22 protein-coding genes and 1 tRNA gene are annotated in these 25405 nt (G+C 59.4%); 8 read left to right on the top strand and 15 right to left on the bottom strand.

Annotated features, from left to right (window positions below; all coding sequences use genetic code 11):
• The first annotated feature begins 8 nt into the window (after positions 1-8).
• On the top strand, positions 9-737 hold the full coding sequence (locus QZ409_RS17485) for a class I SAM-dependent methyltransferase (RefSeq protein WP_296713827.1): 729 nt from the start codon (positions 9-11) through the stop codon (positions 735-737).
• A 9-nt stretch (positions 738-746) separates the two neighbouring features.
• Here the strand turns inward: QZ409_RS17485 and mazG are convergent, their stop codons facing one another.
• The 3 genes from mazG to QZ409_RS17470 form a co-directional block, all read right to left on the bottom strand.
• Positions 747-1589 (bottom strand): nucleoside triphosphate pyrophosphohydrolase, encoded by an 843-nt coding sequence (gene mazG / locus QZ409_RS17480; RefSeq protein ID WP_296713826.1) that lies wholly within the window; start codon positions 1587-1589, stop codon positions 747-749.
• Positions 1590-1657: 68 nt separating this feature from the next.
• Complete coding sequence (locus QZ409_RS17475; protein ID WP_283364956.1) at positions 1658-2338, bottom strand: cold shock domain-containing protein; 681 nt, start codon at positions 2336-2338, stop codon at positions 1658-1660.
• Positions 2339-2695: 357 nt separating this feature from the next.
• A complete protein-coding gene (locus QZ409_RS17470; protein ID WP_296713823.1) occupies positions 2696-2983 on the bottom strand; it encodes a hypothetical protein in 288 nt (95 codons plus the stop codon).
• Positions 2984-2986: 3 nt separating this feature from the next.
• Between QZ409_RS17470 and QZ409_RS17465 the strand changes: the two genes are divergently transcribed.
• On the top strand, positions 2987-3574 hold the full coding sequence (locus QZ409_RS17465; RefSeq protein ID WP_296713820.1) for an acyltransferase family protein: 588 nt from the start codon (positions 2987-2989) through the stop codon (positions 3572-3574).
• 202 nt (positions 3575-3776) lie between these two features.
• Here the strand turns inward: QZ409_RS17465 and QZ409_RS17460 are convergent, their stop codons facing one another.
• Positions 3777-4808: a Ppx/GppA phosphatase family protein gene (locus tag QZ409_RS17460; protein WP_296714044.1), complete on the bottom strand. Its 1032-nt coding sequence runs from the start codon at positions 4806-4808 to the stop codon at positions 3777-3779.
• Positions 4809-5051: 243 nt separating this feature from the next.
• Here QZ409_RS17460 and QZ409_RS17455 point away from each other — a divergent pair.
• The 3 genes from QZ409_RS17455 (at position 5052) to QZ409_RS17445 (ending at position 8359) form a co-directional block, all read left to right on the top strand.
• A tRNA-Gln gene (locus QZ409_RS17455) sits at positions 5052-5125 on the top strand.
• A gap of 113 nt (positions 5126-5238) precedes the next feature.
• Positions 5239-7161, top strand: coding sequence for a DUF6538 domain-containing protein (locus tag QZ409_RS17450; protein WP_296713817.1), 1923 nt, complete (start codon positions 5239-5241; stop codon positions 7159-7161).
• 142 nt (positions 7162-7303) lie between these two features.
• The gene (locus tag QZ409_RS17445) at positions 7304-8359 is read left to right on the top strand and encodes an AAA family ATPase (protein WP_296713815.1); all 1056 of its coding nucleotides are present in this window, start codon (positions 7304-7306) and stop codon (positions 8357-8359) included.
• 14 nt (positions 8360-8373) lie between these two features.
• Here QZ409_RS17445 and QZ409_RS17440 read toward each other — a convergent pair whose 3' ends face one another.
• Genes QZ409_RS17440 through QZ409_RS17425 form a run of 4 tightly spaced genes read right to left on the bottom strand, consistent with a single transcriptional unit; the run spans position 8374 to position 15314 of the window.
• Positions 8374-10353 (bottom strand): ATP-binding protein, encoded by a 1980-nt coding sequence (locus QZ409_RS17440; RefSeq protein WP_296713813.1) that lies wholly within the window; start codon positions 10351-10353, stop codon positions 8374-8376.
• Complete coding sequence (locus tag QZ409_RS17435; protein WP_296713811.1) at positions 10346-11536, bottom strand: restriction endonuclease subunit S; 1191 nt, start codon at positions 11534-11536, stop codon at positions 10346-10348. Before QZ409_RS17435 ends, QZ409_RS17440 begins: the two co-directional genes overlap by 8 nt.
• Positions 11533-13158: a class I SAM-dependent DNA methyltransferase gene (locus QZ409_RS17430; protein WP_296713810.1), complete on the bottom strand. Its 1626-nt coding sequence runs from the start codon at positions 13156-13158 to the stop codon at positions 11533-11535. The genes QZ409_RS17435 and QZ409_RS17430 overlap by 4 nt, the downstream gene beginning before the upstream one ends.
• 8 nt (positions 13159-13166) lie before the next feature.
• A complete protein-coding gene (locus tag QZ409_RS17425; protein WP_296713808.1) occupies positions 13167-15314 on the bottom strand; it encodes a DEAD/DEAH box helicase family protein in 2148 nt (715 codons plus the stop codon).
• Positions 15315-15576: 262 nt separating this feature from the next.
• Here QZ409_RS17425 and QZ409_RS17420 point away from each other — a divergent pair, with 262 nt between their 5' ends.
• The gene (locus tag QZ409_RS17420; protein ID WP_296713806.1) at positions 15577-17031 is read left to right on the top strand and encodes an exonuclease domain-containing protein; all 1455 of its coding nucleotides are present in this window, start codon (positions 15577-15579) and stop codon (positions 17029-17031) included.
• A 111-nt stretch (positions 17032-17142) separates the two neighbouring features.
• Here QZ409_RS17420 and QZ409_RS17415 read toward each other — a convergent pair whose 3' ends face one another.
• Positions 17143-17496: a hypothetical protein gene (locus QZ409_RS17415; RefSeq protein WP_296713803.1), complete on the bottom strand. Its 354-nt coding sequence runs from the start codon at positions 17494-17496 to the stop codon at positions 17143-17145.
• Positions 17497-17779: 283 nt separating this feature from the next.
• Between QZ409_RS17415 and QZ409_RS17410 the strand changes: the two genes are divergently transcribed.
• Both QZ409_RS17410 and QZ409_RS17405 read left to right on the top strand, forming a co-directional pair.
• Positions 17780-18148, top strand: a complete 369-nt coding sequence (locus QZ409_RS17410; protein ID WP_296713802.1) for a hypothetical protein — start codon at positions 17780-17782, stop codon at positions 18146-18148.
• A 1-nt stretch (position 18149) separates the two neighbouring features.
• Positions 18150-20897 (top strand): relaxase/mobilization nuclease domain-containing protein, encoded by a 2748-nt coding sequence (locus QZ409_RS17405; RefSeq protein ID WP_296713801.1) that lies wholly within the window; start codon positions 18150-18152, stop codon positions 20895-20897.
• 3 nt (positions 20898-20900) lie between these two features.
• Here QZ409_RS17405 and QZ409_RS17400 read toward each other — a convergent pair whose 3' ends face one another.
• The 6 genes from QZ409_RS17400 to QZ409_RS17375 form a co-directional block, all read right to left on the bottom strand.
• On the bottom strand, positions 20901-22025 hold the full coding sequence (locus tag QZ409_RS17400; protein ID WP_296713800.1) for a hypothetical protein: 1125 nt from the start codon (positions 22023-22025) through the stop codon (positions 20901-20903).
• A 286-nt stretch (positions 22026-22311) separates the two neighbouring features.
• Positions 22312-23034, bottom strand: coding sequence for an arsenical resistance protein ArsH (gene arsH, locus QZ409_RS17395; RefSeq protein WP_296713797.1), 723 nt, complete (start codon positions 23032-23034; stop codon positions 22312-22314).
• Entirely contained in the window at positions 23027-23461 is a 435-nt protein-coding gene (gene arsC / locus QZ409_RS17390; RefSeq protein WP_296713795.1) for an arsenate reductase (glutaredoxin), read from the bottom strand. Before arsC ends, arsH begins: the two co-directional genes overlap by 8 nt.
• A complete protein-coding gene (arsB, locus tag QZ409_RS17385) occupies positions 23445-24530 on the bottom strand; it encodes an ACR3 family arsenite efflux transporter (RefSeq protein WP_296713793.1) in 1086 nt (361 codons plus the stop codon). The genes arsC and arsB overlap by 17 nt, the downstream gene beginning before the upstream one ends.
• 52 nt (positions 24531-24582) lie before the next feature.
• Positions 24583-25107: an arsenate reductase ArsC gene (locus QZ409_RS17380; RefSeq protein WP_296713788.1), complete on the bottom strand. Its 525-nt coding sequence runs from the start codon at positions 25105-25107 to the stop codon at positions 24583-24585.
• Positions 25100-25405: metalloregulator ArsR/SmtB family transcription factor (locus QZ409_RS17375; protein ID WP_296713787.1), on the bottom strand; the 306-nt coding region annotated here is incomplete at its 5' end. The genes QZ409_RS17375 and QZ409_RS17380, both read right to left, overlap by 8 nt.

Genomic DNA, 25405 nt, shown 5'->3' with positions numbered 1-25405 from the left:
AACGCGTTATGGCGGGGCAGTCGCGGACTTTCGATCCGCTTGATCCTGAACAGGCCGCTAAGCGCGCGGCGGCGCGGCAGAGGCTCGACGCCATTGACCCGGCCAAGCAGCAGGGTGGGGCGCTGAAGGACCCGAAAAGGCGTGAATGGTTCGAAGCCGTTTACGCGCTTTCCGGGGACGACCCGGCCAATGTGCCCTGGGGCAATATGGTCGCCCATCCGCTGCTGACGAATTGGCTGGCCAAAGGCCCGGATCTTCGGGGGCTGACGGCGTTGGATGTGGGTTGCGGGTTGGGCGACAACGCCGCGGCTCTGGCGGAGGGCGGCGCGAAAGTCACGGCCTTCGACCTCGTGCCGCGTGCGGCGGAATGGGCGCAGGAACGCTTTCCCGGCAGCAATATCGAATTCCAGGCCGCCGATCTGTTCGCGCCGCCGCCCGAATGGCGCGGCGCTTTCGATCTCGTGCACGAGACCTATACTTTGCAGGCGCTTCCAGCGGAAATTCTGCCTGCCGCGCGTCAGGCTCTGACTGATTTGATCAAGCCGGGCGGACGCCTGCTGGTGATCTCCCGTGCGCGCGACGAAGGGCAGGGGAGCGAGGGGCCGCCATGGCCGCTCGCCCGTTCGGATATCGAGGCGTTTGCCGCCTGCGGCCTCGTGCTGGAAAGTCTGGAAGACGTTCCGCCGGTGCCGACGCCCAGCCGCCACTGGCGGGCTGTGTTGCGCAAGCCTGCCTGAGCTTTCGCGTCAAGAAGAGGTTTCGAGAATCGCTTCGAGCTTCTTGGCCTCATCCCACAGCGTGTCCATCTCCATCAGCGTGGCCTCGCCGAGTTTTTTGCCCCGGCGTTCGAGTTCCCGCTCAATATGATGAAAGCGGCGTTCGAATTTGGCGTTGCAGCCGCGCAGCGCGCTTTCCGGGTCTGTTTTGACGTGGCGCGCAAGATTAGCGACCGCGAACAAGACGTCGCCGATTTCGCTGGCGACATGGGCCTTGTCGCCACGGTCCAACGCCTCCTCGACTTCGTCGCATTCCTCACGGATTTTCGCCAGAACCAGGCGGGCGTCGTTCCAATCGAAGCCGACCTTGGAGGCTTTGTCCTGCAATTTGATCGCTCGGGTCAGTGCGGGGAGGGCACCGGGCACATCGGCGAGAAAGCCTTGCCGCGCCTGATCCGGCAGGCCCGCGATCCGGCGCGCCGCGGCCTTTTCAGCCTTCTCCTGCGCCTTGATTTCGGCCCAGGCCCCTTCCACCGCTTCCGGCGTGCGTTGCTCGGGTTCGCCGAAGACGTGCGGGTGACGGCGGATCAGTTTCTGTGTGATGGCCTCGACCACGCCGCCGAAATCGAACAGGTCGCGCTCCTGCGCCATGCGGGCCTGAAAAACAACTTGGAGTAGAAGGTCGCCCAATTCATCGCGCAGATCGACGAAATCTTCGCGCTCGATCGCATCGACAACTTCGCAGGCTTCTTCGACAGCATAGGGCGCGATGCTCTTGAAGTCTTGCGCCAGATCCCAGGCGCAGCCCGTGTCCGGGGTGCGGAGGGCGGCCATGATTTCGAGGAGGCGGGAAATTTCGCGCGAAGGCTGCATCGGATATCCCAAATGAAAAGAGCAGGGCGCCGGCGCCCTGCTCTGAATTGCGTTCAATCTGCCAAAGCTCAGGCGAGCGAGATGGCGACCGCTTCACGGCCCTTCTGCGTGTCGACGACCTTCATGGTCACCGGTTGGCCTTCGGGCAGCTGCGAAATTCCGGCCTGGCCGAGGATGGAGATATGGACGAAAACGTCCTTGCCGCCATCATTCGCCTGAACGAAACCGAAGCCCTTGGCGCCATCGAACCACTTCACGGCGCCCTGGATTTCCACGGCGTTGGAAAGGTCGGGCGCACGGCGCGCCGCCGGCGGACGGGCCGGATCGAAGGTGCGCTGCGGCGCGCGTTCGGCGGCGCCAGCAGTGTCGACTTCGAGCACGCGGGTGACCTGCTGGCCCTTGACGCCATTGGCGACAACGACTTTCAGCTTGGCGCCGGGCGGAACGGTCTCATAGCCGGCCGACTGCAGGGCGCCGATGTGCAGGAAGGCGTCGCCGCTGCCATTGGACAGCTCGACGAAGCCGAAGCCCTTGTCGCCCTTGAACCATTTCACAACGGCGTCGATCGCATTGGCGGCGCCAAAACTGGCCTGCGGCGCTGCGCCGAAATCGCCAAAGCCACCGCCCATGGGCGGACGGTCAAATGCGGGGCGAGTGGGGCGAACCTGGCGCGGATTGTCATAAGGCGAGGGCCCATCATCATCAAAACCGCGCTTCCTGGGTCCCCGAAAATCTTTACCTTTGCTCATGACCGCCTTTAGATCTCCGCCTCATTTCAATCGTGACGTACAGCTCAGAGTTACGCCGTACGACACCTTGCTCCCGCCACGGCCGTAATTGACCGCCCGGAAACGCCAGCCGATGGTGTGTGGATATTTTCGCCCAAAGCCCGCGCAATAACCTTTTAGCAGCAACTCCCCCGGTTTGGCTAGATTTAATCAGCCGCAAATCGCGCCAAGAATGACCAAAAAGCTGGCGTTTTTGCTCGTTGGCCCGATTGGACAGCCGGTTGTGCGCAGTTTGTCGAGCAGCATCACAATTTCGTGAACAGAAGGAGCTGGCGCCGGGCCGTCCGCGTGAATGGTCGGAAAGACAATGCGTCTGCGTCAAAGAGGCCAGCGAACGCCGCCGGTACAATTCACTTTATCCATCTGGGAGCCTTTTCTGGACCGCTTGAAGTGCATCGTTTTGGGCGCTGGCTTGTGCGGCACGCCTTCGGCCAGGGTCCAAGCGTTCCAGTGCCAGTCCTCATGGCCGAAACCCAGCGCCAGATCGTTGCGACGAAAAGGAAATAGGCGGTAGAGTTCCGTGCGGGCGAAACTCATCGCGTCCCAATAATTGAGCCAGGCCAGATAGCTCGGGTCGCATAGACCGCTCTCGGAATCGAGCTGCAATATTTGTCCGCCGGATATATGGGCCAGTTCCGGGGCGTAACGCTTCCGCTTTGGTCCCTGAGCGTCGAAGATGGACTCTATGCTTTTACAGCCTTGTTATTTATGTTTTCGTTACATAAATCTCCATTGCTTACAGCGTCTATCATTGTCCTATTGCTGCTTGGCGAGAGATATGTCGAAGATCCCACGACAAAATACCGGCTTTTCCATACGTTCGTTTCGTTTTTTGCTGGGAACCTGGTCAATATCTACCATGATCGGCTGCGGAGGCTTTCATGGGTTTGGCCTGCAATCGTCGTCGTCATTTGCAGGGCAGGCTTGGCGGACGGTTTAGGCTTGGCAAGCTTGCCGCTTTTGATGGCCGCGACCATTTTGCTGGCGATATGCCTGCCGCAAGGGACATTTCGACTCCCCGATTTGTCCTATGGAATCTATATCTGGCACGGCCCGATCATGATCGCGTTGCTTGATCCTGTCGGCATGGGTCGAAACGCGCAATGGGTCATCGCGACGGTGCTGGCGTCGATATTTATCTCGGCTTTATCCTGGTATTTTGTCGAAAAGCCAGCTTTGCGCTTGAAGCGTCAATGACGATGCGACGGACAGCGATCAGGTGAAGGAGGGGATTACGAACCGTGATCGATTCGCATAATCAATATTATGGAACTTTGCGGCGTGTCGTGGATATTACGTTCTGAGGCTGAAAACCGCAGCCGGCGAAAAAAGCCGCCCCACGGGTCGATGGCGGCCTATTGCCGCTTTGAGCCTTCCGCGCCGGGCGCCATCGCCGCGATCAAAAAGCGAAGGAACGATCCGCCCGCATCAGCTCCAGCAGAATCCCCTCGCGCAAGCCGCGATCGGCGATACGGATTCGCTCGGAAGGAAAACAGCGGCGAATTCCTTCGAGAATCGCGCAGCCCGCCAGCACCAGATCGGCGCGGTCCGGGCCGATGCAGGAATTGCGCGAACGCTCCGCAAAGGACATGCGGCGCAAGCGATTCATCACCGCATCTATTTCCGCGTGGGACATCCAGAGTCCGTCTACACGGCGTCGGTCATAGCGCGGCAAATTCAAATGAACGCCCGCAAGGGTCGTGACCGTGCCCGAGGTTCCGAGCAGATGGAAGCGGTTGCACCGCTCTTCCTTCGCAGCCGAGGCCAGAAATTGCTGCAATTCGGAAACGACCAGTTCGGTCATGGCGGCGAATTGCGCAAAAGTGACGTCTGCGCCGCCGAATCGCTCGGCCAGTGTCACCACGCCAAGCTGAAGCGAGGTCCAGTGCCGCACCCTGTCGCCGCCAGGAATTCCTGCTCCGGAGCCAAGCCAGACGATTTCGGACGAGCCGCCGCCGATATCGAACAGCACCACGCTTTTGGCCGCCGAATCGGCGAGCGAGGCGCAGCCCTCGGCGGCGAGGCGCGCCTCGGTCTCGCGGCTGATGATTTCGAGCGCCAGGCCGGTGCTTTCCCGCACCCGTTCGATGAATTCGGCGCCGTTCGCCGCCGCCCGGCAGGCCTCGGTGGCGATCAGGCGGGAGCGCGTGACGCCTCGTGAGGCCATCTTGTCGCGGCAGACCAGCAAGGCGTCGATAGTGCGCCGGATCGCGGCCTCGGAGAGCTGTCCGCTCTGGCTTAGCCCCTCCCCCAGGCGGACGATCCGCGAAAAGGCGTCGACAATGCGAAAACTTTCGCCAAAGGGATTCTCGTGGTCGCAGACCGGCCGCGCCACCAGCAAACGGCAATTATTGGTGCCGAGATCGAGCGCGGCATAGGTCGCCGTGCGCCGCGCGAGCGAAGGCCCCCCGCCGGCGGAAAACCGCGGCAGAGTCGCCGACTGGCCGTCGGAATGATTGGCCCCTGTCGCGTCAGCTGACGGCACTATTCCTCCCGCGTCTCCGCGCGCTACTGGTCAACGCGCCAGCATAAAGCGCCGACAAGCGGGCCGACAAGGGATTTATGTGGAAAACACAGGTCCACCCGGCAAAAGCGCCCAGTTTGTGATGCAAATGGGGGGTTGCGTTCCACCGGCCCTTTCGTTATGTGAAGCCCAGCTTGGCCACGCGCCCGGTGGGAGATAGTTCAACGGTAGAACAGCGGACTCTGACTCCGTTAATCTTGGTTCGAATCCAGGTCTCCCAGCCACATTTTTCCTTAACCGACTGATCTGGCGCGGCTTTCTGCCGATTGCGCACTCGCAGGATTCTTAGGGTCCAGAGGCGTGGTCCAAAGTCGTGGTCCAAACGGGCCGCCGGATCATGAGCGCTGGGTACCATCTCCGTCGACGTGGCGCAGCCGTCCTCTTTCGCCGGGCGGTGCCGTTCGATTTGCGGGCGAGATTCCAAAAACAGGAAATTGTCAAGGGCCTTGGACCTTTATCAGCGCGTATGGCACAATATTTTGCACATGCCATGTGGATTCGCTGTGAAGAGGTTTTTGCCGCCGTGCGCCAGGATCAGACGCTGACCCCAGCCCAAATCGATCAGATGATCGGGCTTTATCTTGCCGACTGCCGAAATGGCATCGAAGCGGACAAGGCCTCGTTATCGCCAAATGTCGGCGACGCCAGTCGGCGCCGCCTTATCGACATCCACGGTTTCGCGGGCCTCGGCGCCGAGATTCGACGGCGCGCCGAGAATAATGACATCGCCATCAACACCGAGGCCGTCGCCGACCTCGCGACGCGCGTCGGTGCGACGATTCCGCCGGGCTCCCTGGATGAGCGCCTGGCGACGCGCGCCCTCGGCCGGGCGCTGGGGGACGAGTATCTCCGTGTCGCCCACAGCCACGCCAACGAGCTCACCGGGCCGCTGGGCTTCTTGATGCGGTCGAAACTTCGCATCTTCAATCCGGCGCCAGACAGCGAAACGATTTCGGTTGCGACAAGACCTTCGTCCGGATCGATTTCTGGCGTCCCCGGCAAACCGCCAACCGCCGCTGGCGCGGAATCGAAGGCAACGGCGTCCAACGCGAAATGTCCGGTTCTCACCGACGCGTTCGCCGAATTCCTCGACCGTCAGATCAACACCCGAAAAGAGATGCCGTCTGACCGCCGGCGCGAATTCGAGAGCACCTGTTCGGTCGTCACCTGGATTCTTGGGGACAAGCCGCTCGATGAATATGACGACGACGACATGAAGCGCTTTGAGAAGGAATTCCTGGCGCTTGCAAATGATTATAAGAATTTTCGAGCAGACGGGGACAGCCTTGAGAGCACAAAAAAGAAAATAGAAAACGCCCGCGAAACAATTCCGTTCATTCAGGACGCGAACAAACGCCTAATTATCGAAGAACGACTCAAGACAATAAATCCGAAAACCTTCAATAAACATATTAGCAATTTCAAAGCCGTGCTTGTTGCCAAAAAGCTGAAAAATATCACAGAAGGCTATCACATCTGGATCGACAAATCGAAGAAGGCCCGCCGCGCCGAAAGGGATGCGGCGAAATTCGACGACATCAAACGTCTGTCCGAAGCGCCTTACTGGACCGGCCGGAGGTCGGCCTATCATGTCGCCGTCCCCGGGAACGTCATCATTCGTGACGCTATGTACTGGACGCCGCTGCTGTGCGTTCATCATGGATTGCGGATCGAAGAGGCCGCCCAACTGCGCAGGCGGCACTTCCGGTACGAAATAGCCCCCTTGCTGGGCATGATCCTTTGCATTGATCTGGCCAACGATCCCTCGCTCAAACTCAAGAACACCAATGCTGAGCGGCCGGTGCCGTTGCACGACGCCATGTTCATTTTGGGCTTCGACATCCACCTCGCGCAATTCGGACCTGACGATCTCATTTTCCCGGAACTCTCGAACGACAACGCCCACGAAACCTATGGCGCAGACTTGGAGAAGCGCTACGGCCGCATGCTGAGAGAGGTTTTTGATCGCGCGACGGCGAAACGGCTGACGCATCAATCTTTACGACACTTCGTCGCCACCACGCTTGGCAACACGGAATTCAAGGACTCCTGGGTCAACGAGTTGATGGGCCACGAAGGCGTGCGCGTGTCGGAGGCGGAGCGATATAACAAGGGCCTTTACGTCCAAAACCTCAAGCGCATGATTGATGCGATCGAATTGCCGATCGATTACGCCAAATTGCGCGAGTTGGCCGACGAATCCGCCCGGCGGCAGAATGCGAAGCCTAAGCCCAAGAGAAAGCCCGAGACAAAGCCGTGAGTCTTGAGAAGCCCTTTCGGGCTTCCGGATGCGTTGGGCCTCAATGTGAGCGCCCTGACGAGCGGCTGTTGCCTCGGGCATGATCAAAGGAAGATAAGTTGCCGTTGGTTTCCATAGGATTTTTCCTTGGAGACCCCATAAAATGCCAAAGAACACCCATGCCGACGATGCGGATCGCACGAATTGGCGTTTGCCGCGCCCCGAGCCTGCGTCCATCCAGCTGTATGAACCGGCGCAGTTAAAAGCGCTGATCGAAGTGGCGGGGGGCAATTCTGGCGGCGACTTCGGCGTCGATTCCGACGATCGGAAGCGGATCGCCGCGCTGGAGCGCGTCGCCGCCAGCTTCCTCGGGCCAGAGCGAAAGGTGCTCACCGGAACCCCTGCCCTGGTGGACGATCTCGATGCGTTGAAACAGCGGATTCCAAGCTTCGGACCGGTCGTCGACCTCTTCCGACGTGAGGCGTTGGCCTCCTCCCTGAACGGCGCGCCGATGCGGGTGACGCCCCTACTGCTGGTCGGACCTCCCGGAATCGGCAAGACCTATGCGGCCCGGCGGCTGGCTGCTGCGCTGGGCGAGACCTTCGTCTCGATCTCGATGACGCTATGCGACGACGTCGGCGATCTGGTCGGCCACAGCGCCTCCTGGCGGGCCGCCCGCCCCGGCCTGATCGCCACCACCCTGCTCGACGATCTCTCGGCGTCGCCCGTCATCCTCGTCGACGAAATCGAAAAGGCGCCCCACATGGGCCATCAGGAGCGGCCGCACGACATTTTCCTGAACCTGTTTGAACCGGAGAACGCCAGCGCCTTCGCCGACGCCTTTCTGGGCCTGGAAATTCGCGCCGACCATCTCTTCTGGCTCTGCACGGCCAATGCGACGGAAGGAATCCCCGCGCCCGTCCTCGACAGGATGCTCATCATCCCCATCGAACCGCCAGAAGGCGCCGAACGTCGATACGTCGCGCAGAACGTCTTCAACACGTTCGCCGCCTTGCGGCGCAGTACTCAGCGCCGCCTCGATGCGGACGCGCTGGCCATCCTCGCTGAGTACAGCCCGCGACTCATGGGAAAATTGCTGTTGCTGGCGTCCGGCTACGCCGCCGAACGCGGCACCATGACAATTTTGGCCGATGATCTCGAACGGGCGAAAAGCATCGCTAAAGGAGAAGACCCGATGTCGCGCATCGGCTTCATCTAGCGCCGGGTCGAGGATTAGCCATTGAGACCTAACCGCGTGAAAAACGCTGAATTCCGCGCTTTGGCGTCCTTCAAAAGTTTTGAAAATGGGACGATTTCCACGAATGCCTTCGGATTGTCGGTGTACCCGAACATGCCCTCGTTATCTGGCGTTGGCTGCAGCGGCAATCCGATAAGTTGCTTTCTAAGCCCCTCGGTCAAGTCGGCGACGATGTAGCAATCGAAGGATGTGCGCTCGCCGACGTTTGAAATCACGCGACCGTTCTTATCGCGGAACGTCCTCGACGACTTGATGAGGTTGACGTACCGCAGCGCCTGCCTGATCGGATCTTCGTGCGGATACGACTCCAATCCGGGTCGCTTGAATTCCACCAGGACAACTTTGTCGCCGGATTGCTCGCCCTCGCGCCAAGCCAGACAGCTGTCATAGAGGAATGCCAAATCAGGTCGCTCCTGACTGCCGGTATTCAGGTACGACCTCGCCTCCTTGTCGGACGCGAAGAAATTGAAGAAGGCGAGCCGATCATCCAATAGCCAAAGATTGTGGTCGTCGATTTCGGCGACTTGCGATGAGTCTATTTTCATAGGGCAAATGAGCGCGTGCACAGCGTCCTCAAGATGGTGTCTGCGCTTTTCCGGGTCTTCGTAAGCCGTCAGAGCGTCGAGAAAATCGAGAATCGCCTTGCGCTTGCTGACATATTCCGCCAACGCGCCTTTCTTCTCGTCGTCCACATAACGCATATATTCATCGACTTTTTCTTGAATCTCCGCGTGGTGATCAGGGGGCGACGATATCTCATCGGACAAACGTCGAAATTCGCGCTGCCGGCGATATCGTCGGCGACTCATTGAGACAAAAATTTCTTCTTGTTTGCCCGCGCTGTTGAGCGGGAGGCCCTCAACGAACGCATCGAACTCATTATTGATGAACAGGAATTGCGGGTTCTCGCGTATCAGAGCCTGGGTGCTTCGGACCATTTCAGCCCGTGAGAGCGAAATATAGGCTTGCAGGTATTCTCTGACGCTTGACGCGACGCCTCTCCGAATGACGGTTTCCTCGCTGTTGGAGAACGTGAAGCCGTCGCGCTCCTGGTTCACATTCTCGTCGAGGTAATTCCCCGATGCGCAGCCTATATAAATCGCCTCTCCATCAAGGCTTCTGAGACCAATCTGCTCATCTATGCACTGTTCGGTGACGCTACGCTCATGCCCGCAGAGAAACATCCAATTATAGCTTTGCCCTCTCGGCCGAATGTCCTTGTTGCATTTCATGTGCCGGACGGTGATCGCTATTTCGTTCCCATCGTCTAGTTGTACAGGAACAGTTGCGACCGCTGTATCGACAATCTTGTCCCTGAAATAATCTGGAAGATCGAACGACTCAGCGCCGTCGATCAATTCGGCGAAGGGACACGCGCCGGATGCCAGGATTGGTAGAAAGTGCGCGATCAGGCGTTGAGCCAGCGTCTCAGCCCGGGAAGGAGAGCGACTTTTGTACTCACTCTTGAACTCCCCGAGGGTGATGATGGTTCGAGGGGCGACCGCCCCATCGGCGGCTCCATTCAGCTCATTCCGCATCTGATTGCTTTCGTCGAGGACGAAATCAAAGGAGCGCCTCAACAACCGGCCTCCATCGGCATAGATGCTTTCGATCTTCGCCCCGCCAAACACTCGCAACCATGACAGGCGTCCGACGCCCTTGCCGCCGATGCCGATTTTAAGTCGGCTGTCTGGGGTTCGGAAGGAATGATAATTGTCGTCTGTGAAACCTATCCCGTTGTCTTCGATCCTAAAGCCATTCACATCGTCGTTGCCGTCGCGGAGGACGGTGATCTGGATGCGTCCGTCACGGACAGCATCTGCTCCAAATCGGAGATTGATGGCGTGGAGAGCGTTGCTGAACGCCTCCATCAGCGGCAACAAGGCGTTTGTCTCAGACGGCTTCAGCGGAAGGCGGTTCACTCGCCCAACGATATCGCTGGCAAGATCAGTCATGTCCGTTCCCTATCCGTGGTTGGTCGAAAACCTCCGACGACAGCGCGGCGGAGATTTCCTCCGTTTTGGCTGCGGCGGCGTCGAGATTGCGGGCGAGCCGTTCTAAATGGCTGACACGTTCTGCAAACGCGGTTTGCAGTTGGCGGGGCGGGAGCGGGAAGGAGAACTTCACAATCGCGCCCTGGCTGATCTTGAATGTCCCATTGGTCGTCTTGGCTGCTGCGTCAATTTGCGCCCGCAGATGATCGGACGACCAAACAGCCGCGAGATATGCAGGTGCTAATTCCGACTCGTCAATTCGCAGTGCGATCATCGTATCCGGGAAAGCCACACCCGGCATGTCGGAATGAGGAAACGCTCCTTGGCCCACAAGATGGCGATTCCCATTGCCGCGACAGATCAAAAACAGTGACCGGGATACTGTCTGTTCTTCGGCGAGCGGCGCGGCAAACATGCTTTCTTTCTTCGCGCCCGGATCGAATGACCCGCGCGTAATCGCTGACAGCGTCAGGACGTTGCCGACCACCTTCCCCATTTTGGAGGGAGATATGCCATTGCGAAGCTCACTCCCCTGAAGATCGCCAACCGTTACCACTGGCCACCCTTTCGGATTGGTCGCCGGATCACCGAACGTGTCGTTGAACAGCGCGGGGATGATGGCGCGGGCTTTGGCGCGGGCGGCGTCGGCGCGGCGTCTGATTTCCGACGCACGCACCAAAAGACCCACAACGCGGTGCTGCTCGCTTTTGGACGGAATTGGAATTTCCAGATCACGTATGATGTTTTGACTGATATTCGGCTGTGCTCCGCCGATGCTGCTCGCGAGGAGTTGGCGGCGTTTATTCAGCAAGAAGAAAAAAAGGAAATCCCGATCAACTTTTGAGTTTGGGCGAATCGCGCAAATGGCCTGATTGGTGGCGGCATCAAGGTCAAGGATTCCGAGCTTTCCGACCGTCGCGCCGTACATCGCAATGAGCAAGGTGCCCTTGGGAAAGACCTTGGCGCTGGAAGCCGCCAGTCCGGCCTCCGTAATGGTCTCATCGGTCTCCAGCACCAAACCGTCATTGAGATTTCCGGACTTCACCCAAGGAATGTCGCCTCCGAAAAACTCCGATCTGGATCGCGACGGCGTACCACCGCTCGTCGTGTGGCAAACGTCGCCTAATCGGCACAGCTGAATCACGCCGCGCTCTCCCCAAGCTCGGCAACCAAGGCCTGGATGTCGCCCAAGATCGCCGCCGTCTCGTCGCGCAATTCCGCCAGCAATTCGCGTGGATCGCGATGGTCGGCCGCCTCCCGGCTTTCGGGGCGATACCGGGAAGCTGATAGATTCCAATCCTCGCTCTCGATGGCCTCTGCGGTGGCGAACCAGAACTTCTCCGTCCAGCGATGGGCGAAATCCCAATCCTGCCAGTCCTCCCACAGCTCATCGCGGCTGTTGAAGGCGCCGACCAGCCCCGGCAGGTCGTCGGCCTCGATCGGCTGTTCGTGATTGGCGTCGAGCTTGAAACCATCATTGTCGGCATGGAGGAACATCACCTTCTCGGTGGGCCCGTTCTTGGCGAAGATGAGCACCGAAGTCTTGACGCCCGAGTACGGCTGGAACACGCCGCCCGGCAGCGACAGCACCGCCTCGACGCGATTGTTCTGCATCAGGATGCGCCGCAGTTCCTTGTGGGCGCCGGTCGAACCGAACAGGACGCCCTCCGGCACGATCACCCCGCAGCGGCCATCCTCGACGAGGTTGTCCATCATATATTTGACGAACAGCAGCTCCGTCGCGGTGCTGGTCCCCACCCTGACGTCATCGACAATGCGATCACGGTCGATCCTGCCGGAAAAGGGCGGATTGGCCAGCACGATATTATAGCCCTCGAGCGGCAGGCCTTTTTCCGCCTTCATCTGGCGGTCGAAACTGGTGGTGAGGACGTTGCGCTTGAGAATGCGAACATCCGGCAGGCCGCGCAAGGCCAGGTTCATCGAGGCGAGGCTGACCATCTTCGGATCGACGTCATTGCCATAAAACGTTTCGGCCTGAAGCTTTCGCCACTGCGCCTGTTTCAGCTTGTCGCCATAGCCGCGCTCAAAGGTCTTGCCTTCAAATTCCGCGACCTCACGGCCATTGGCCGAGGAATTGGTGAGGCGGATGTGCTCATAGGCCGCGACGAGGAATCCTGCCGTGCCGGCGGCGGGGTCGTAGACCGTTTCCCCGATCTTCGGATCAACTAGATCGACGATGGCGCGGATGATGTGGCGCGGCGTGCGGAACTGGCCGAGTTCACCCGCTTGCTTGATCTGGCGCAGGACATGTTCGAACAGATCGCCCTTGGTGTCAGGGTCGGCCTGCTCCAGCCGCAATTCATTGACCAGCGTCACGACCTGGGTGAGGACGGTCGGCTCATCGACGGTCAGACGGGCCTGGGCCATGAAGCTCATGCCGAAGGCATCGCCAATCGCCCCGAAAAAGGGAAAGACTTCGTCGCGGACGAAGGTCACCAATTGCTCGCCCGACAAGGCGTTGGCCCAACTCGACCAGCGCATGCGCGTACGCGGAACGGTTTCCACGCCTTTCCGTGGCGCATTGAGAGGATTGCGCAGGATCCAGTCGCCCGCGAACAGCGAGTCGTAATGCCGCCCGGTCGCCTTCGCCTGCCGGAGATTGGCGCCGTCGATGCCCTCGATCATGTAGAAGAAGAACAGGAAGCTGAGTTGCTCCGCGTTCGACAGAGGGTCCGGATAGCCGCCGCCATAGAGGTAATCACGGATCTGATCGACCTTGCGGCGCATGTCTGGCGTAAAGGGCATGAAAACCTTCAATTCAGAGGCTTGTCCGAACGCGTCGGGGCATCGTCTGACTCATCCGGCGGGGAATCGCCAAAGACCGCATTGTTCATCGAACGCAACACGCGTTCAAGCTCGGCCTCGCCGCCGAAATCGGCGCGGGCGCGTTCGAAGCCGCCGTTCATCGACAGAGGCGGCAGATCGAAGCGCCAGCTCTCAAAGGCGTTGAACTCGGCCGCGTTGGCCTTGATCTGCTCCTTGATGAGGTGCAGCAGGCGCAATTGATCGGAATTGAAGTTCTGACCGTCGAGCCAGGTCTCGAAGCCGGCGCCCAGATGTTCGGCGCGCGCCTCATCAACGTCCATGAAGGCGTTGCCGTTTTCGTCGATCGTGACCCATTCCCGGGTCGCAGGATCAATCTCGTCGTGAACGTCCAGCGTGAGCATCTTGCGGGTGACTCCGCTCGGCTTCAGCGCCGGGCGCACGACAACCGCACCACCCTCTCCCGGGCTCTCATCATCACCATGACGAAGGGTGACGCCGGTGAAATCCCACATCGTAAAACGGTCCTTGCCCGGCGCTTGGCGCGTGCCGCGACCACGCATCTGCTGGTAGAGGATAGTGCTGTGGGTGAAGCGCGCCATCACCAGATTGCGGATTTCGGGACAATCGAAGCCGGTGTCGAGCATGTTCACGCTGACGAGGATCTGTGGGAACGGCTCCTTCTTGAAGCGCTTGATCTTGGCCTGCCCATCGATGGTGTCGTCGGGCCCCTGGCCAGAGACGACGAAATCCGCATAGCGCGTCGTTGGGCTTGGCTTCTTGTCGGCGAAAACCTCGTCGAACATGCGCGCCAACGTTTCCGCGTGGCGCTTGGTGACGGCAAAGACAATCGTCTTGCCTGGCTCGGGCGCCCGGCGGGCGCCGTGGGGGCCGTTGTAGCCATTTTCCAGAACATCGCGGAATTCGCGCACCATGGCGCGATTGCGCTCTGGAATCGTGAATTTGCGCTCAAGCACGGTGGGATCGACGATCAGGGGATCGCTTTCGGCGAATAAAGCTTCCAATTCGGCCCGGGTGTCGTCGTCCAGCGCATCCCAGTCGATTTCGTTCCGGGCGACGGCGAATCCCTCGGTGGCCGCAGTTCGCGCCGTCATGGCGCGATAGATCTCGTAGGGAACCAGGTGGCCGTCGGCGATGGCCTCGGCCATGCTGTAGCTATAGGTCGGACGATCGACCTCGAAGAAGCGCAGGGTGTCGCGGATCGCCACCCGATCATCATCATCGACTCCTGGAGCATCCCGCATGACGCACGGCGTGGCGGTCAGCCCGATCTTGACGCCGTCGAAATGATCCAGGGCCCGCCGCCATTGCCCGTAAATGCTGCGATGGCATTCGTCGATGATGATGGTGTCGAAATATCCGGAGGAGTAATTGGCATATTCGTTGACCAGCGTTTGCAGGGTCACGATCGTGATCCGCTTCTCGTCCTGAAAGCGTCGCCCCGTTCTGGGTACACGAAAACAGGGAAGGTGTGGCAAATGTTCGGCGAAGGCGTCTTCGGCCTGAATGGCGAGGGTGTTGCGGTCGACAACGAACAAGGCGCGCGTCGCCCAGTTCGCTTCGAACAGTCGTTTCATTAATGCGGCCGCGGTCCGCGTCTTGCCCGTGCCGGTCGCCATTTCCACGAGCATTTTACGGCGGCCGTGGACGATCTCCCGGCTCACGGCATCAATGCAGGCGGTTTGGTGATAGCGGCCGTCGCCGCCGGCGATCCTGGTGTCGATCGGAACATCGAGCAGATTTCGGCGGATTTCACGCGCCGCCGTCCGCCGAATGAGATCGTCCTGGCTGAAGATAGTTTCTATGAGCCGAAAATGCGCGTCCTGGCTCTTGTCACAGAACCAGACCTCCTCGCCATTCGACAGAAAAATGAACGGAACGCCCAATTGCTCGGCGTAACGGCGGCCTTGCGGTTCGCCGGCGGCGAGGCTGACGCTGGTGCTCTTGGCCTCCAACACCGCGAGCGCCCGGCCCTGGCGGTCGAACAGCGCATAGTCCGCCTTACCACCATCATCGAGTGGATATTCGAAGCGAACGCTCAGGCCGTCGGTCAGCCGCCAGTCCGCGTCCTTCAGAAGCTGGTCGATCTTGACGCGTGCAAAGGCCTCATTTGTCAAACAACCGGCTCCGCCAAATTTGCCGCCATCTCACCACGATCGGCGGTCATGCGCATCCAGATCTCCAATTTAGGGTCGATGCCCCGCATTAGGCGTTGGCAGAGCGTTGGTCCGACCGCTCTGAATTTAGATTGGGACCTGAGTCTTGGCAATGTGACGGGCCCGATGTCGGGCACAAATGGTTGGGGCATGGGTCAGCCCGGAACGATGAAAGGGGAAAGTCGAAAAAAGGGTTTTCGTCCAGCCAGTTGGAGAAAATCCCGTGAAAACTTGCCATGTATTTTACGATGTCGAAACGACAGGAACACTGAGAGGTTACGACCAGATCCTGCAGATTGCGGCGGTCAGGACCGATAGCGACCTGGAGACGATTGATCAGGAGCGGTTCGATCTGCGTTGCCGCCGCTTGAGTTACCAGATCCCTTCGCCCGGCGCCTTGCTTGTCACCGATTTTGACCCAGAGGATCTCGAGCGCGCCCCGCTGTCTCACTATGAGCTCGTCCGCGCCGTCCATCAGAAATTCGCAGATTGGAGCCCGTCTGTCTTCTGCGGCTACAATTCCTTGAAGTTTGACGAGATCATGTTGCGTCAGGCTTTTTATCAGACCCTCCACCCGATCTATCTCACCCAGATCAACGGCAATCGCCGCGCCGATGTTCTGACCATGGCGCAAGCAGTGGCGATTCATGCTCCTGGCGCGCTCAAATTAAACGAAAGCGGCTCATTCCGTCTCGGGGAATTAGCGCGCGCAAATGGCATCGATCTGACCGAAGCCTCGGCGCATGACGCAATGGCGGATAGCAAGGCGACCATCCAGCTGATGCAAAAGATGCGAGATCTCGCCCCGGCGCTCTATTCCCGGATGATGCAGAACGCCGACAAGAATTTTGTCATCGGCTTCGTGAAGGACAACCCCGTTTTCCAATGGTCGGCAGTTTTCGGCAGAAACCGCATTTCCAAACACGTCACATTCATCGGGTCGCCCGACGACGACCGGAGCGCCATGTTCCTGTTCGATCTGGCTTACGATCCAGAACAATTCTTTCGCCTGCCGGACGACGCGTTGGCGGAGTTCGCATTTGGGCCACTCAAAGTCATCCGAACCGTGCGCGCTAACGGGTTTCCAATTATCCTGCCCCTCGGATCTTCGCCCTCCGGGGATGGTTCCAACGACCCATCCGAATGCGAATTATTGCGGAGAGCGAATGCGATCGCCCGGAACGAGGATTTTCGCCGACGCATCATTCGAATACTGCGGCGTGAATTTGAGGATCGCCCCAAAGCCACCTTCGTTGAAGACCGCATTTACGAATCCTTCATCGGAAACCGTGATGCGGGGCGTTGCGCACAGTTCCATCAGATTCCGTGGGAACAACGCCCTGCCCTTGCGCGATTTCTCGACGATCCCCGATTGAGGGAATTGGCGACCCGTCTCATTTTCGCGGAGCATCCCGAACTCCTCCCAGAAGATGCACGCCGCGAACTCGTCGCGTGGCAAATGACGCGAATGGAGGCGGACGGCGACGTTCCGTGGCTTTCAGTTCCTGCCGCCATAGCCGAACTGGGCCGCATGTGGCGAAGCACGGACATCGGAACGCGTCAGCGATTGGAGAAATTTGCGCGGTATTTCGCGAGAATTCGGTCGGTCGCGACGCTGTTTCCGCATGGACCGGCCAGGGCCGACGAAAAAGGCTCTCTTTTGCGAACGGGCTCGTAATCAACCGGTCCACTATCTCGAGCAAAAACGCCTGCAGATACGAAAAGGGGACGCATCCGCGCCCCCTTTTTTGCCCTGTAAGCAAAACCCCGCGGCCTCGATGAAATAGGATCAAAGCTGTCCCGTCTCATAGCCGCGCGAAGACTTCGATTGGCCCTGCCTTGTGCCTTTAGGCACGGTCTTTTTCGCGCTTGTCGCTTTGACCGCATCGCAGATCACCCGCACCCGTGGGACGAGCAAAGCGAGATCCGCCGACGCTGCCACCTGATCTTGAGAGAGCACCGCAATGATTTGGGGGTCGGACAGGCCGGCTTCCAAAACAGGCCTGAACTGCTCCAGGACGGAGTCCGGAATGGCCGACAATATCACATGCGTCAACGGCGCCGTTTTCAACTTCTCCAGAGATTCGCCGAGACGGCCGATATCGATTTCGATGGCTTTGTTCGTTGCTTTCATTCTGGCCATTACCTGCCTCCGTTGCATTAAAATGCTGATGTCGAGCTGATTTAAAAACGCTCATCAACAATAATCTCACATTTTTTAAAGTAGTTCAATCCACACAGCGCAACAACTATAGCTTTTCGCTTGACTTAATTTCTGTAATACGAGATAAGAAGAGGCATATACAAAGAGTTTGGTGGTAGCCAGCAATGGACTTGTTAAACACAAGTCCTGCCGGGCCCCTTTGGGACTGGCGTAGCTGGTCTCTCGGTTCCCTCGCTTTCCCATCTACGCAGGGAGGAAATCCATGTCCAAGAAGACGAAATTCATCGGCGCCCGGGTTGCTCCCGAGGTCTCAATCTCGCTTCAAGAAAAAGCCACCTATCTTGGACTGTCAGCGAGCGAAGTGATCGCCACGGCGGTCACGCGTTTCTGCGCATCCGATTTCGGCCTGTCTTCGATGCGTAATGAAGACCAGTTCCGCCGCCGCGCCGAAGTGGTGGTGGCGCTGGGCGCCATCGCCAGCGACGCGCGCAAGGCGGGTGGCCTTTTTGCGCTTGCCGTCAAACGCGCGAACGGCGTTGACGTCGGCGGCATGGAAACCGGCCGCGCGCGAATTCTCGCGCTTGCCGAGGAGGCCTCGGAGGCGATCCGCACACTGCTCGACGAGGCCTGAATTGATCGCGCGCTCGATCAAGGGAAATTATTTCAAAGGCCTCCTGGCCTATCTCCTGTCAGTGGGGCGGGATTTGCCCGCTGAAGCGATCAGAATTTTTAATCTTGGATCGCTTCGAACCGCGGTTGCCGAGATGAGGGCCAACGCGTCGAGATCCAACCGCATCCAGCATGCGGTTGGCCACTTGATCCTTGCATTCAGCGCTGCCGAGCGCCCGGAACCAGATGTTCGCGCAGCAATGGCCGAGCGCTTCCTCGAGGTCCTTGGTTTGGCGGCACATCAGGTCGTCATGGTCGATCACTCTCTCGAGCCAACACATCTTCGAACCGATCGGCATGGCGAGCTTCATATGATGGTTAGCCGGATCGGCGTGGACGGACGCGTCGCCAAAAGTCTCGACAGTTTTGATTTCGCCACCTGCGAACGCGCCGCCGCGCAAGTCTCTCTTGAATTTGGCCTGACACCCGTGCCTGGGCGGTTCAATACTCTTTCCGGGGAGCGCTATGGCCCTGCGCTGGCCGTACGAAGCCCCGATGCGCCCGAGCCCATCTCCGAAACCGCGCGCGGCCTGAAGGCGGCGACGGGAGACGATGTGCTCATTGAAGAACTCCGCGCAGACGACGGGTTGCGCTCGGCGATCATCGAAGCGCGACAACGATCCGATTGGGTGGCGTTTGAAGAAGCCTTCTTTTCGCGCGGTTACCGATTGGCGTTCGCCGCCAGAACCAAGGGCAGGAAACCGGCGTTGTCCTGCGGCATGATTGTCCTCGATCGCGACAATCCGGACCGCAGATGTGCGCTGAGCAAAATCGGCAGAGCGGCGTCGGAAAAATGGGGACTGCCCAGCATAGTAGGGCGCAAAGGCTCGATCGACGGCTTTGTGTTTCCCGCGATGGGACCCCCACCGCCGGGATTAATTTATGAGGCGCCGCGGCGCCAGCGAGGCCAACCAGCCGCCCCGGAATTGCCGCCGATGCGGGCGGAGATCGCGCGTCGCGCGAAAAAGCAAAACCGAATCAGCGGCGGATTCGATCGTGAAAAAGCCTATCAGGCGTTCAAGAAAGAACTGTCCGAAGCCAAGGCGCACAACGCGCGGATCGAAACCGACCGCCGCGCCGAGCATGCCTTGATCCATCAGGCTGCTGACGAAGAGTTCCAGGCGATCGTCGCCATGGCGAAAAGGCGTCGAAAGCTGGTGCGCGGATTTTTTGGCTATCGCTCTCCAATCGCCGCACTTTGGAACGCCCTCGCCGATTTAGCTGTCGACGCCAAACTCGGGAAACTGAAAGCGATCAAAAGCAGACTTCGAAACGAGATCGATGTCCGGATGCGTCACCGCCGTCGCCAACTGCCCCTACTGAGCGATTTCATGCGCGCAGCGCACACCGCGAGCACGGCCAACATCGAAGCGGAAGCTCCAACCAGGCCGGTTTCCACGGTCGCGCCCAACCTTGACGCGATTACCGCCGAGCAGGCGCGCCCTGAATCAAGTTCCATTGAGAAAGGGGAGAAACCGTCAAAGGAAAAAAACCCACAAACTCAAACCACTTACGAAGCAATCAAAAAGGAAGGCATCAATTATGACAACGTCACCATCCACACCACCGGCCAGCGGTCAGCCACGGAACATAGCGCCGCAAATTCTCAACGAGGCCACCCAAGCGCACGAATTCTCGGCGCAAGCCGCCCAGAACTCCCAGAAGCTGTTGGAACTGATGACCCCGGAAAGCGATCAAGCGGATCCCCTGAACGTCTTGATGGATATTCTCAAGGGGATAGCCGACGCCAACGCCCAGATCATCAGCATGCTCGGCTTCATCAACCGGCAGAACGCGGCGAACCAAGAGCTGATCAAAATGCTATTGGCCGAGCGTTCGCGCAGCGGCAATTCGTGATCGCGCGATTGAAACATTGGGCGATCGATAACACCGCTGCGCTGGGCGACGCATTGGAGAACGCTCGAGCATCTTTCGTTCAACCTGGCGCAGGATCAGGGGGACCATCGGCGGTCATTGCCCCTACGATGCTGGCGATCGCTCGCCTTCGCGCTTGGTCTGCGCGACACCAGGTCGCGCTGGCCGACTTCTTTGATCCCGTTTCGGCGCCGCCGGCGTCGCCAACCGCTATGCCGCCAAAATCCGTGGTGAACATCGTCGGCGGGGGGCTCGATCCATCAAAAACCAACACCCAACACATCCAGAGCGACCTGCTGGCAAAATCTGCGAGAACGCCCCCTGCGAACAAACCCACCATCCAGCTCGCTGGTGGAGTACCGACGGCTCGCGACGCTTCGCTGCGCAGTGGTCGGACGACGGCGTCTCCTATTGCCGAAACAATTCCGAAAAGCAGCGAGCTTCTGGTAACCGAGACGGAAACGTCTGTTTCCGGCGATGCCGGCCGCAAGCCTCCCAAGGACCGCTTCGTCCCGAAATCCGACCATGTTCAGGAGAAGCCGTCGGACAAACCCAATCCAACAGGGGAATTCGATCCCAATAGCCTGCCGACCCCGCACCTTCGTCGTTTGGCATCGACCATGATCACCACCCACAACGAGAAGGTCTTCGGCATGGCCGCCGATTGCTTCCAATTCGCCCAGAAATCGAAATTTGCGGACCGCGCGGCGAACATCGCGGGCCTAAAACGTTGGGCGCGCGCCCATCCGGACCGAGCAAAAGAATTCTGTGCGGATTTTCCCTATTTCACATATCGCGATCTCAATTACCTCCACGACAAATTAAAATCACGTTGAAGGTCACCCACCGGCGGCCAGGCCCGACTCCACAAAGGCCAGGAATGCGCGCGCTTGCGTCTTCATCCGCTTCAAGGTTTTGGGCGCACGACCGCAGGGAGCTGCTTTTGCCTCTGCTTCCGCTATGGACTGATCGACTGTCAGGTTGCGGTTGCGTGATGATTTGCCGATCGTTTTCGGCAATCGCTGCGACAACGCAATCAGTTCATCGATCGTCTGCGTTCCGCGAAGGCGTCTCACATCATCTACCCCGACCGTCGCAATAAGCCGCTTGGCCAAGTCCCGATATTGGTTGGCGGTTCGGCAAATCGATTTCTCGCCATGCTTTTCGAGCTTCCAGTCATGCAGGGCGATCCACCGGTCCATCCAACCAGAAATCGAATAATCCTCGTCTTCAACGATCCCCGATGACGTCTCCACCACTGGCGGCGGGAAGGGAGGCACGGCGCCGGGATCAATTCGGCCTCGCAGAATCTCGAAGTTGCCGTCCGCGCCAACTTCCACCCTGAAATCGTTGGCCCTTATTGCGTCGGCGATGGCGAACGGGGCTTCGCCGAGCCGCTCCTCGTAGAGCTCGCGAGAAACGGGAGCGACGGCGCTAATATTTCGTAGCGCTTGTGGCAAATCTTTTGATGCAATCTCAAACGTCTCAGCCGCCTTGGTTTCGAGCTTTTCGCGATAACGGGCGAATATTCGGCAAAGCTGCTCGGTCAAATCGGCGATTGGCTCTCGGCCCGCTGCGACTGTCAAGTATTTCAGGAAATCACCCGAAGGTAAAAAGACGGCCGAACTTCCCGGACTATAAACCTCTCGAGCGTAGCCATTTTCCAACCTCTGGCGGAATTTAGATCGCATTTGCTCATCGAATCCGTCGGCGATGAGCGAGGAATCGATTTCGTCGGAATATTGGACAGCCCGGCCGCGATCGGCAGCCCAATAATTGAGCGCCGCAAAAATGCTTGCCTGCCGAGAATGCTCACGCAGCTCCACCAGCCGCTGTTCGTGATCCATTTGTGCGACGGCCACCAGGATATTGCGCGATCTCTCTTGGTAATCGTGACTCACGATATCGAGATAGCGCTGCGCCCATTCGCGCATCAAAGATAATTCCGTTCGTTTCACTTCCATCCGAATACCTTAGCAGAAAAAGAACAGATCCAAAACACGACTCCATTTCGATAGCCGCCCGCCAAGCCGTTACAAAAGCGGAGACGACGGGAATCCTCGGAAAGCACGCATTTCCGACATTTCCGGCAATGGCAACATGGCGCCAGGACCGGAAGTGCGGCGTTGGATGAACCCATCCGCGTTTATGGTGGAAAGCTGCCATTGCCTGCGCTCAATCAAGAACAGAGAGGACTCCTCCGCCCATCAACGCCGCCCAATGCTTAACGGCGACATCTGGAAACTGCGGTCAAATTGAGCGCTGATTAACCCGTTTCGACAGTTCCGCGGCGCTTTCCTTGCGCTCGGAATAGCGATCGACGAGATAGTCGGAGCAACCGCGCGTCAGCAGCGTGAACTTGACCAGTTCCTCCATCACGTCGACAACGCGGTCGTAATAGGGGGAGGGCTTCATCCGGTCGTGGTCGTCGAACTCCATGAAGGCTTTCGCCACCGATGACTGGTTGGGGATGGTGATCAGCCGCATCCAGCGTCCGAGGATGCGCATCTGGTTGACGGCGTTGAACGATTGCGAGCCGCCGCAAACCTGCATGACCGCCAGGGTCTTGCCCTGGGAAGGCCGGACTGCGCCCAACGTCAGCGGAATCCAATCGATCTGCGCCTTCATGACCGCCGTCATAGCGCCATGGCGCTCCGGCGAACACCAGACCATGCCTTCCGACCACATCACGAGATCGCGCAGTTCGGCGACTCTGGGGTGATCCGCCTCGGCGTCGTCAGGCAAAGGCAGACCGCTGGGGTTGAACATGCGCGTCTCCGCGCCGAAACGACGCAGGATGCGCGCGGCCTCTTCCGCCAGCAGGCGGCTGAACGAACGTTTTCGCAACGAGCCGTAAAGCAGCAGGATGCGCGGCGCGTGTTTTTCTCGCGGGGCGTTGAGCAGGCTTTGCTCGTCGACTGGCTTGAAATAGGCCTCGTCGAGATTGGGATTGGAATCCGCGTGATCAACCAACCCGGCGGCCCTCCGCGTTGATAAGTAATTGGCCGTCTTCCTTGCACAACGGGCCGGGTGGCAGACGATCAAGAAGATCGAGTACGGTCTCGCTCGGACGGCAGAGCTTGACGCCTTTCGGCGTGCAGACGATCGGCCGGTTGACGAGGACCGGATGTTCGACCATGGCGTCGAGCAGCGCTTCATCAGGAACCAGAGGGTCGAGCAAGCCAAGCTCCGCCGCCGGCGATTTCGTCGTCCGCAAAGCCTTGCGCGGCGTCAATCCCGCAGCGGCGAACAGGCCGAAAAGCTGCGGCTTTGTCCAACCCGTTTTCAGAAATTCGATCACGGTCGGCCTATAGCCCGCTGCTTCGATGATCGCCAGCACGTTGCGCGACGTGCCGCAATCCGGGTTATGATGAATGACGACATCATGCGTTTCGGACAACGGCCTTCTCCTTGACGCCATCGGCGGCGACCCGCCGCTGGACTGCGGAGCCGGACTCGTACCAGCCGCGTGTGGCATTGACGATCTTGACCACCGTCAACATAACCGGCACCTCGATCAGGACTCCTACCACGGTCGCCAGGGCAGCGCCCGAATGGAAACCGAACAGGCTGATCGCGGCGGCGACGGCCAGTTCGAAGAAATTGCTGGCGCCGATCAGGGCCGAGGGGGCGGCGACACAATGCGCCTCGCCGGTCACCCGGTTCAGGAGATAAGCCAGGGCCGCGTTGAAATAGACCTGGATGAGGATCGGAACCGCCAGCATGGCGATGACCAGCGGTTGGGCAAGAATTTGCTCGCCTTGAAACCCGAACAACAGCACCAGCGTCGTTAGGAGGGCGACGAGCGACAGAGGCTGCAATGTCGCGAGCAATGCGTCGAGAGCGGGCTGGCCGCCGCGCGCGAGGACCGCCCGGCGGATAAATTGCGCGACAAAGACTGGAACGACGATGTAAAGGGCCACCGAAAGCATCAACGTCTGCCATGGCACGGTGATCGCCGACAGGCCGAGCAACAGGCCGACGATGGGGGCGAAGGCGACCACCATGATCACGTCGTTCAACGCCACCTGGCTCAGTGTGAAATGCGGCTCGCCATTGGACAAATTGCTCCAGACGAAGACCATGGCGGTGCAGGGCGCGGCGGCGAGCAGGATCAGGCCGGCGATGTAACTGTCGATCTGGTCGGCGGGCAGATGCGCCCGGAACAGCCAGCCGATGAACAGCCAGCCGAGCAGCGCCATCGAGAACGGCTTCACCGCCCAATTGATGAACAGGGTCACACCAATGCCGCGCCAATGTTCCGCTACCTGCGACAGCGCCGCGAAATCGATTTTCACCAGCATCGGAATGATCATCAGCCAGATCAGCCCCGCCACCGGCAGATTGACCTTGGCGATTTCAGCCGATCCGACGATATGAAAAACGCCGGGAAAGAAATGGCCCAACGCAACGCCCGCGACGATACAGAGAAAGACCCAGAGGGTCAGATAGCGTTCAAAAGTGGACATGAAGGGACTCCACGGTCGCCTGGGCGACCCGACTGACGGATGCGGCGCCGGTTCAGGCCAGCGCCTGGACGAAAGTTGCGCCTTCCATCTGACCGATCGCCTGCAGGCTTTGAGTCAGCGACGCCCGATCCAGGCTTTGGATCGGCAGGGCAAGGAAGGCCGAGATGCGGTCTTTCATATGGTGGAAGGCCGTGAAGAAGGCCCGTTCCTTGTCGAATTCGCTTCCTTCGACCGCGGCGGGATCTTCAATTCCCCAATGCGCCTTGATCGGCTCACCCGGCCAGAACGGGCAGGCCTCGCCTGCGGCGTTGTCGCAGACGGTGAAAACGAAATCCATTTTCGGGGCGTCGGCGCCGGCGAATTCGTCCCAGCTTTTCGAACGGGCGCCGTCGGTCGGATAGCTCGCCGCCGTCAGAACCCTGAGAGCGAACGGATTGACCATTCCCTTGGGCTGGCTGCCGGCGGAAAAGGCGCGGAATTTTCCGGCGCCGTCCTTGGCGAGAATTTTCTCGGCCAGGATCGACCGGGCGGTGTTGCCGGTGCAGAGAAACAGGACGTTGAAGACGCGATCAGCCATGAGCGGGAGCCTCGGGCGGGCAGCAGGGGGCGAGGTCGGCGATCAGCGACGCGCAGAAATCGGCACGCCCGCCGCAGCAATCCTTGAGGAGAAATAGGACAAGCTCGCGGAAACGAGACAGGTCCGCACGGTAGATGATCGAGCGACTTTGGCGTTCACCCCGCACCAGGCCAGCGTTGGACATGATTGAAAGATGCGCTGAAAGCGTGTTTTGCGGCACGCCGAGGAGCCGCGCCAATTCGCCGGCCGGAACGCCGACCGGTTCGGCCCTGACGAGCAGGCGAAAACATTGCAGGCG

Source organism: Rhodoblastus sp. (genome assembly GCF_019449565.1).
In the GTDB taxonomy this organism is placed as follows: Bacteria; Pseudomonadota; Alphaproteobacteria; order Rhizobiales; family Beijerinckiaceae; genus Rhodoblastus.
Note: the sequence above shows the minus strand (reverse complement) of the source record. Positions and strands in the feature narration are given on the sequence as shown.

What these genes read in the sequence shown, in the direction of transcription:
- QZ409_RS17485 (WP_296713827.1), top strand. Translation starts at nt 9, where the DNA reads ATGGCGGGGCAGTCGCGGACTTTCGATCCGCTTGATCCTGAACAGGCC.
- mazG (WP_296713826.1), bottom strand. Translation starts at nt 1,589, where the DNA reads ATGCAGCCTTCGCGCGAAATTTCCCGCCTCCTCGAAATCATGGCCGCC.
- QZ409_RS17475 (WP_283364956.1), bottom strand. Translation starts at nt 2,338, where the DNA reads ATGAGCAAAGGTAAAGATTTTCGGGGACCCAGGAAGCGCGGTTTTGAT.
- QZ409_RS17450 (WP_296713817.1), top strand. Translation starts at nt 5,239, where the DNA reads ATGAGCGCTGGGTACCATCTCCGTCGACGTGGCGCAGCCGTCCTCTTT.
- QZ409_RS17445 (WP_296713815.1), top strand. Translation starts at nt 7,304, where the DNA reads ATGCCAAAGAACACCCATGCCGACGATGCGGATCGCACGAATTGGCGT.
- QZ409_RS17440 (WP_296713813.1), bottom strand. Translation starts at nt 10,353, where the DNA reads ATGACTGATCTTGCCAGCGATATCGTTGGGCGAGTGAACCGCCTTCCG.
- QZ409_RS17430 (WP_296713810.1), bottom strand. Translation starts at nt 13,158, where the DNA reads ATGCCCTTTACGCCAGACATGCGCCGCAAGGTCGATCAGATCCGTGAT.
- QZ409_RS17415 (WP_296713803.1), bottom strand. Translation starts at nt 17,496, where the DNA reads ATGGCCAGAATGAAAGCAACGAACAAAGCCATCGAAATCGATATCGGC.
- QZ409_RS17410 (WP_296713802.1), top strand. Translation starts at nt 17,780, where the DNA reads ATGTCCAAGAAGACGAAATTCATCGGCGCCCGGGTTGCTCCCGAGGTC.
- QZ409_RS17400 (WP_296713800.1), bottom strand. Translation starts at nt 22,025, where the DNA reads ATGGAAGTGAAACGAACGGAATTATCTTTGATGCGCGAATGGGCGCAG.
- arsB (WP_296713793.1), bottom strand. Translation starts at nt 24,530, where the DNA reads ATGTCCACTTTTGAACGCTATCTGACCCTCTGGGTCTTTCTCTGTATC.
- QZ409_RS17380 (WP_296713788.1), bottom strand. Translation starts at nt 25,107, where the DNA reads ATGGCTGATCGCGTCTTCAACGTCCTGTTTCTCTGCACCGGCAACACC.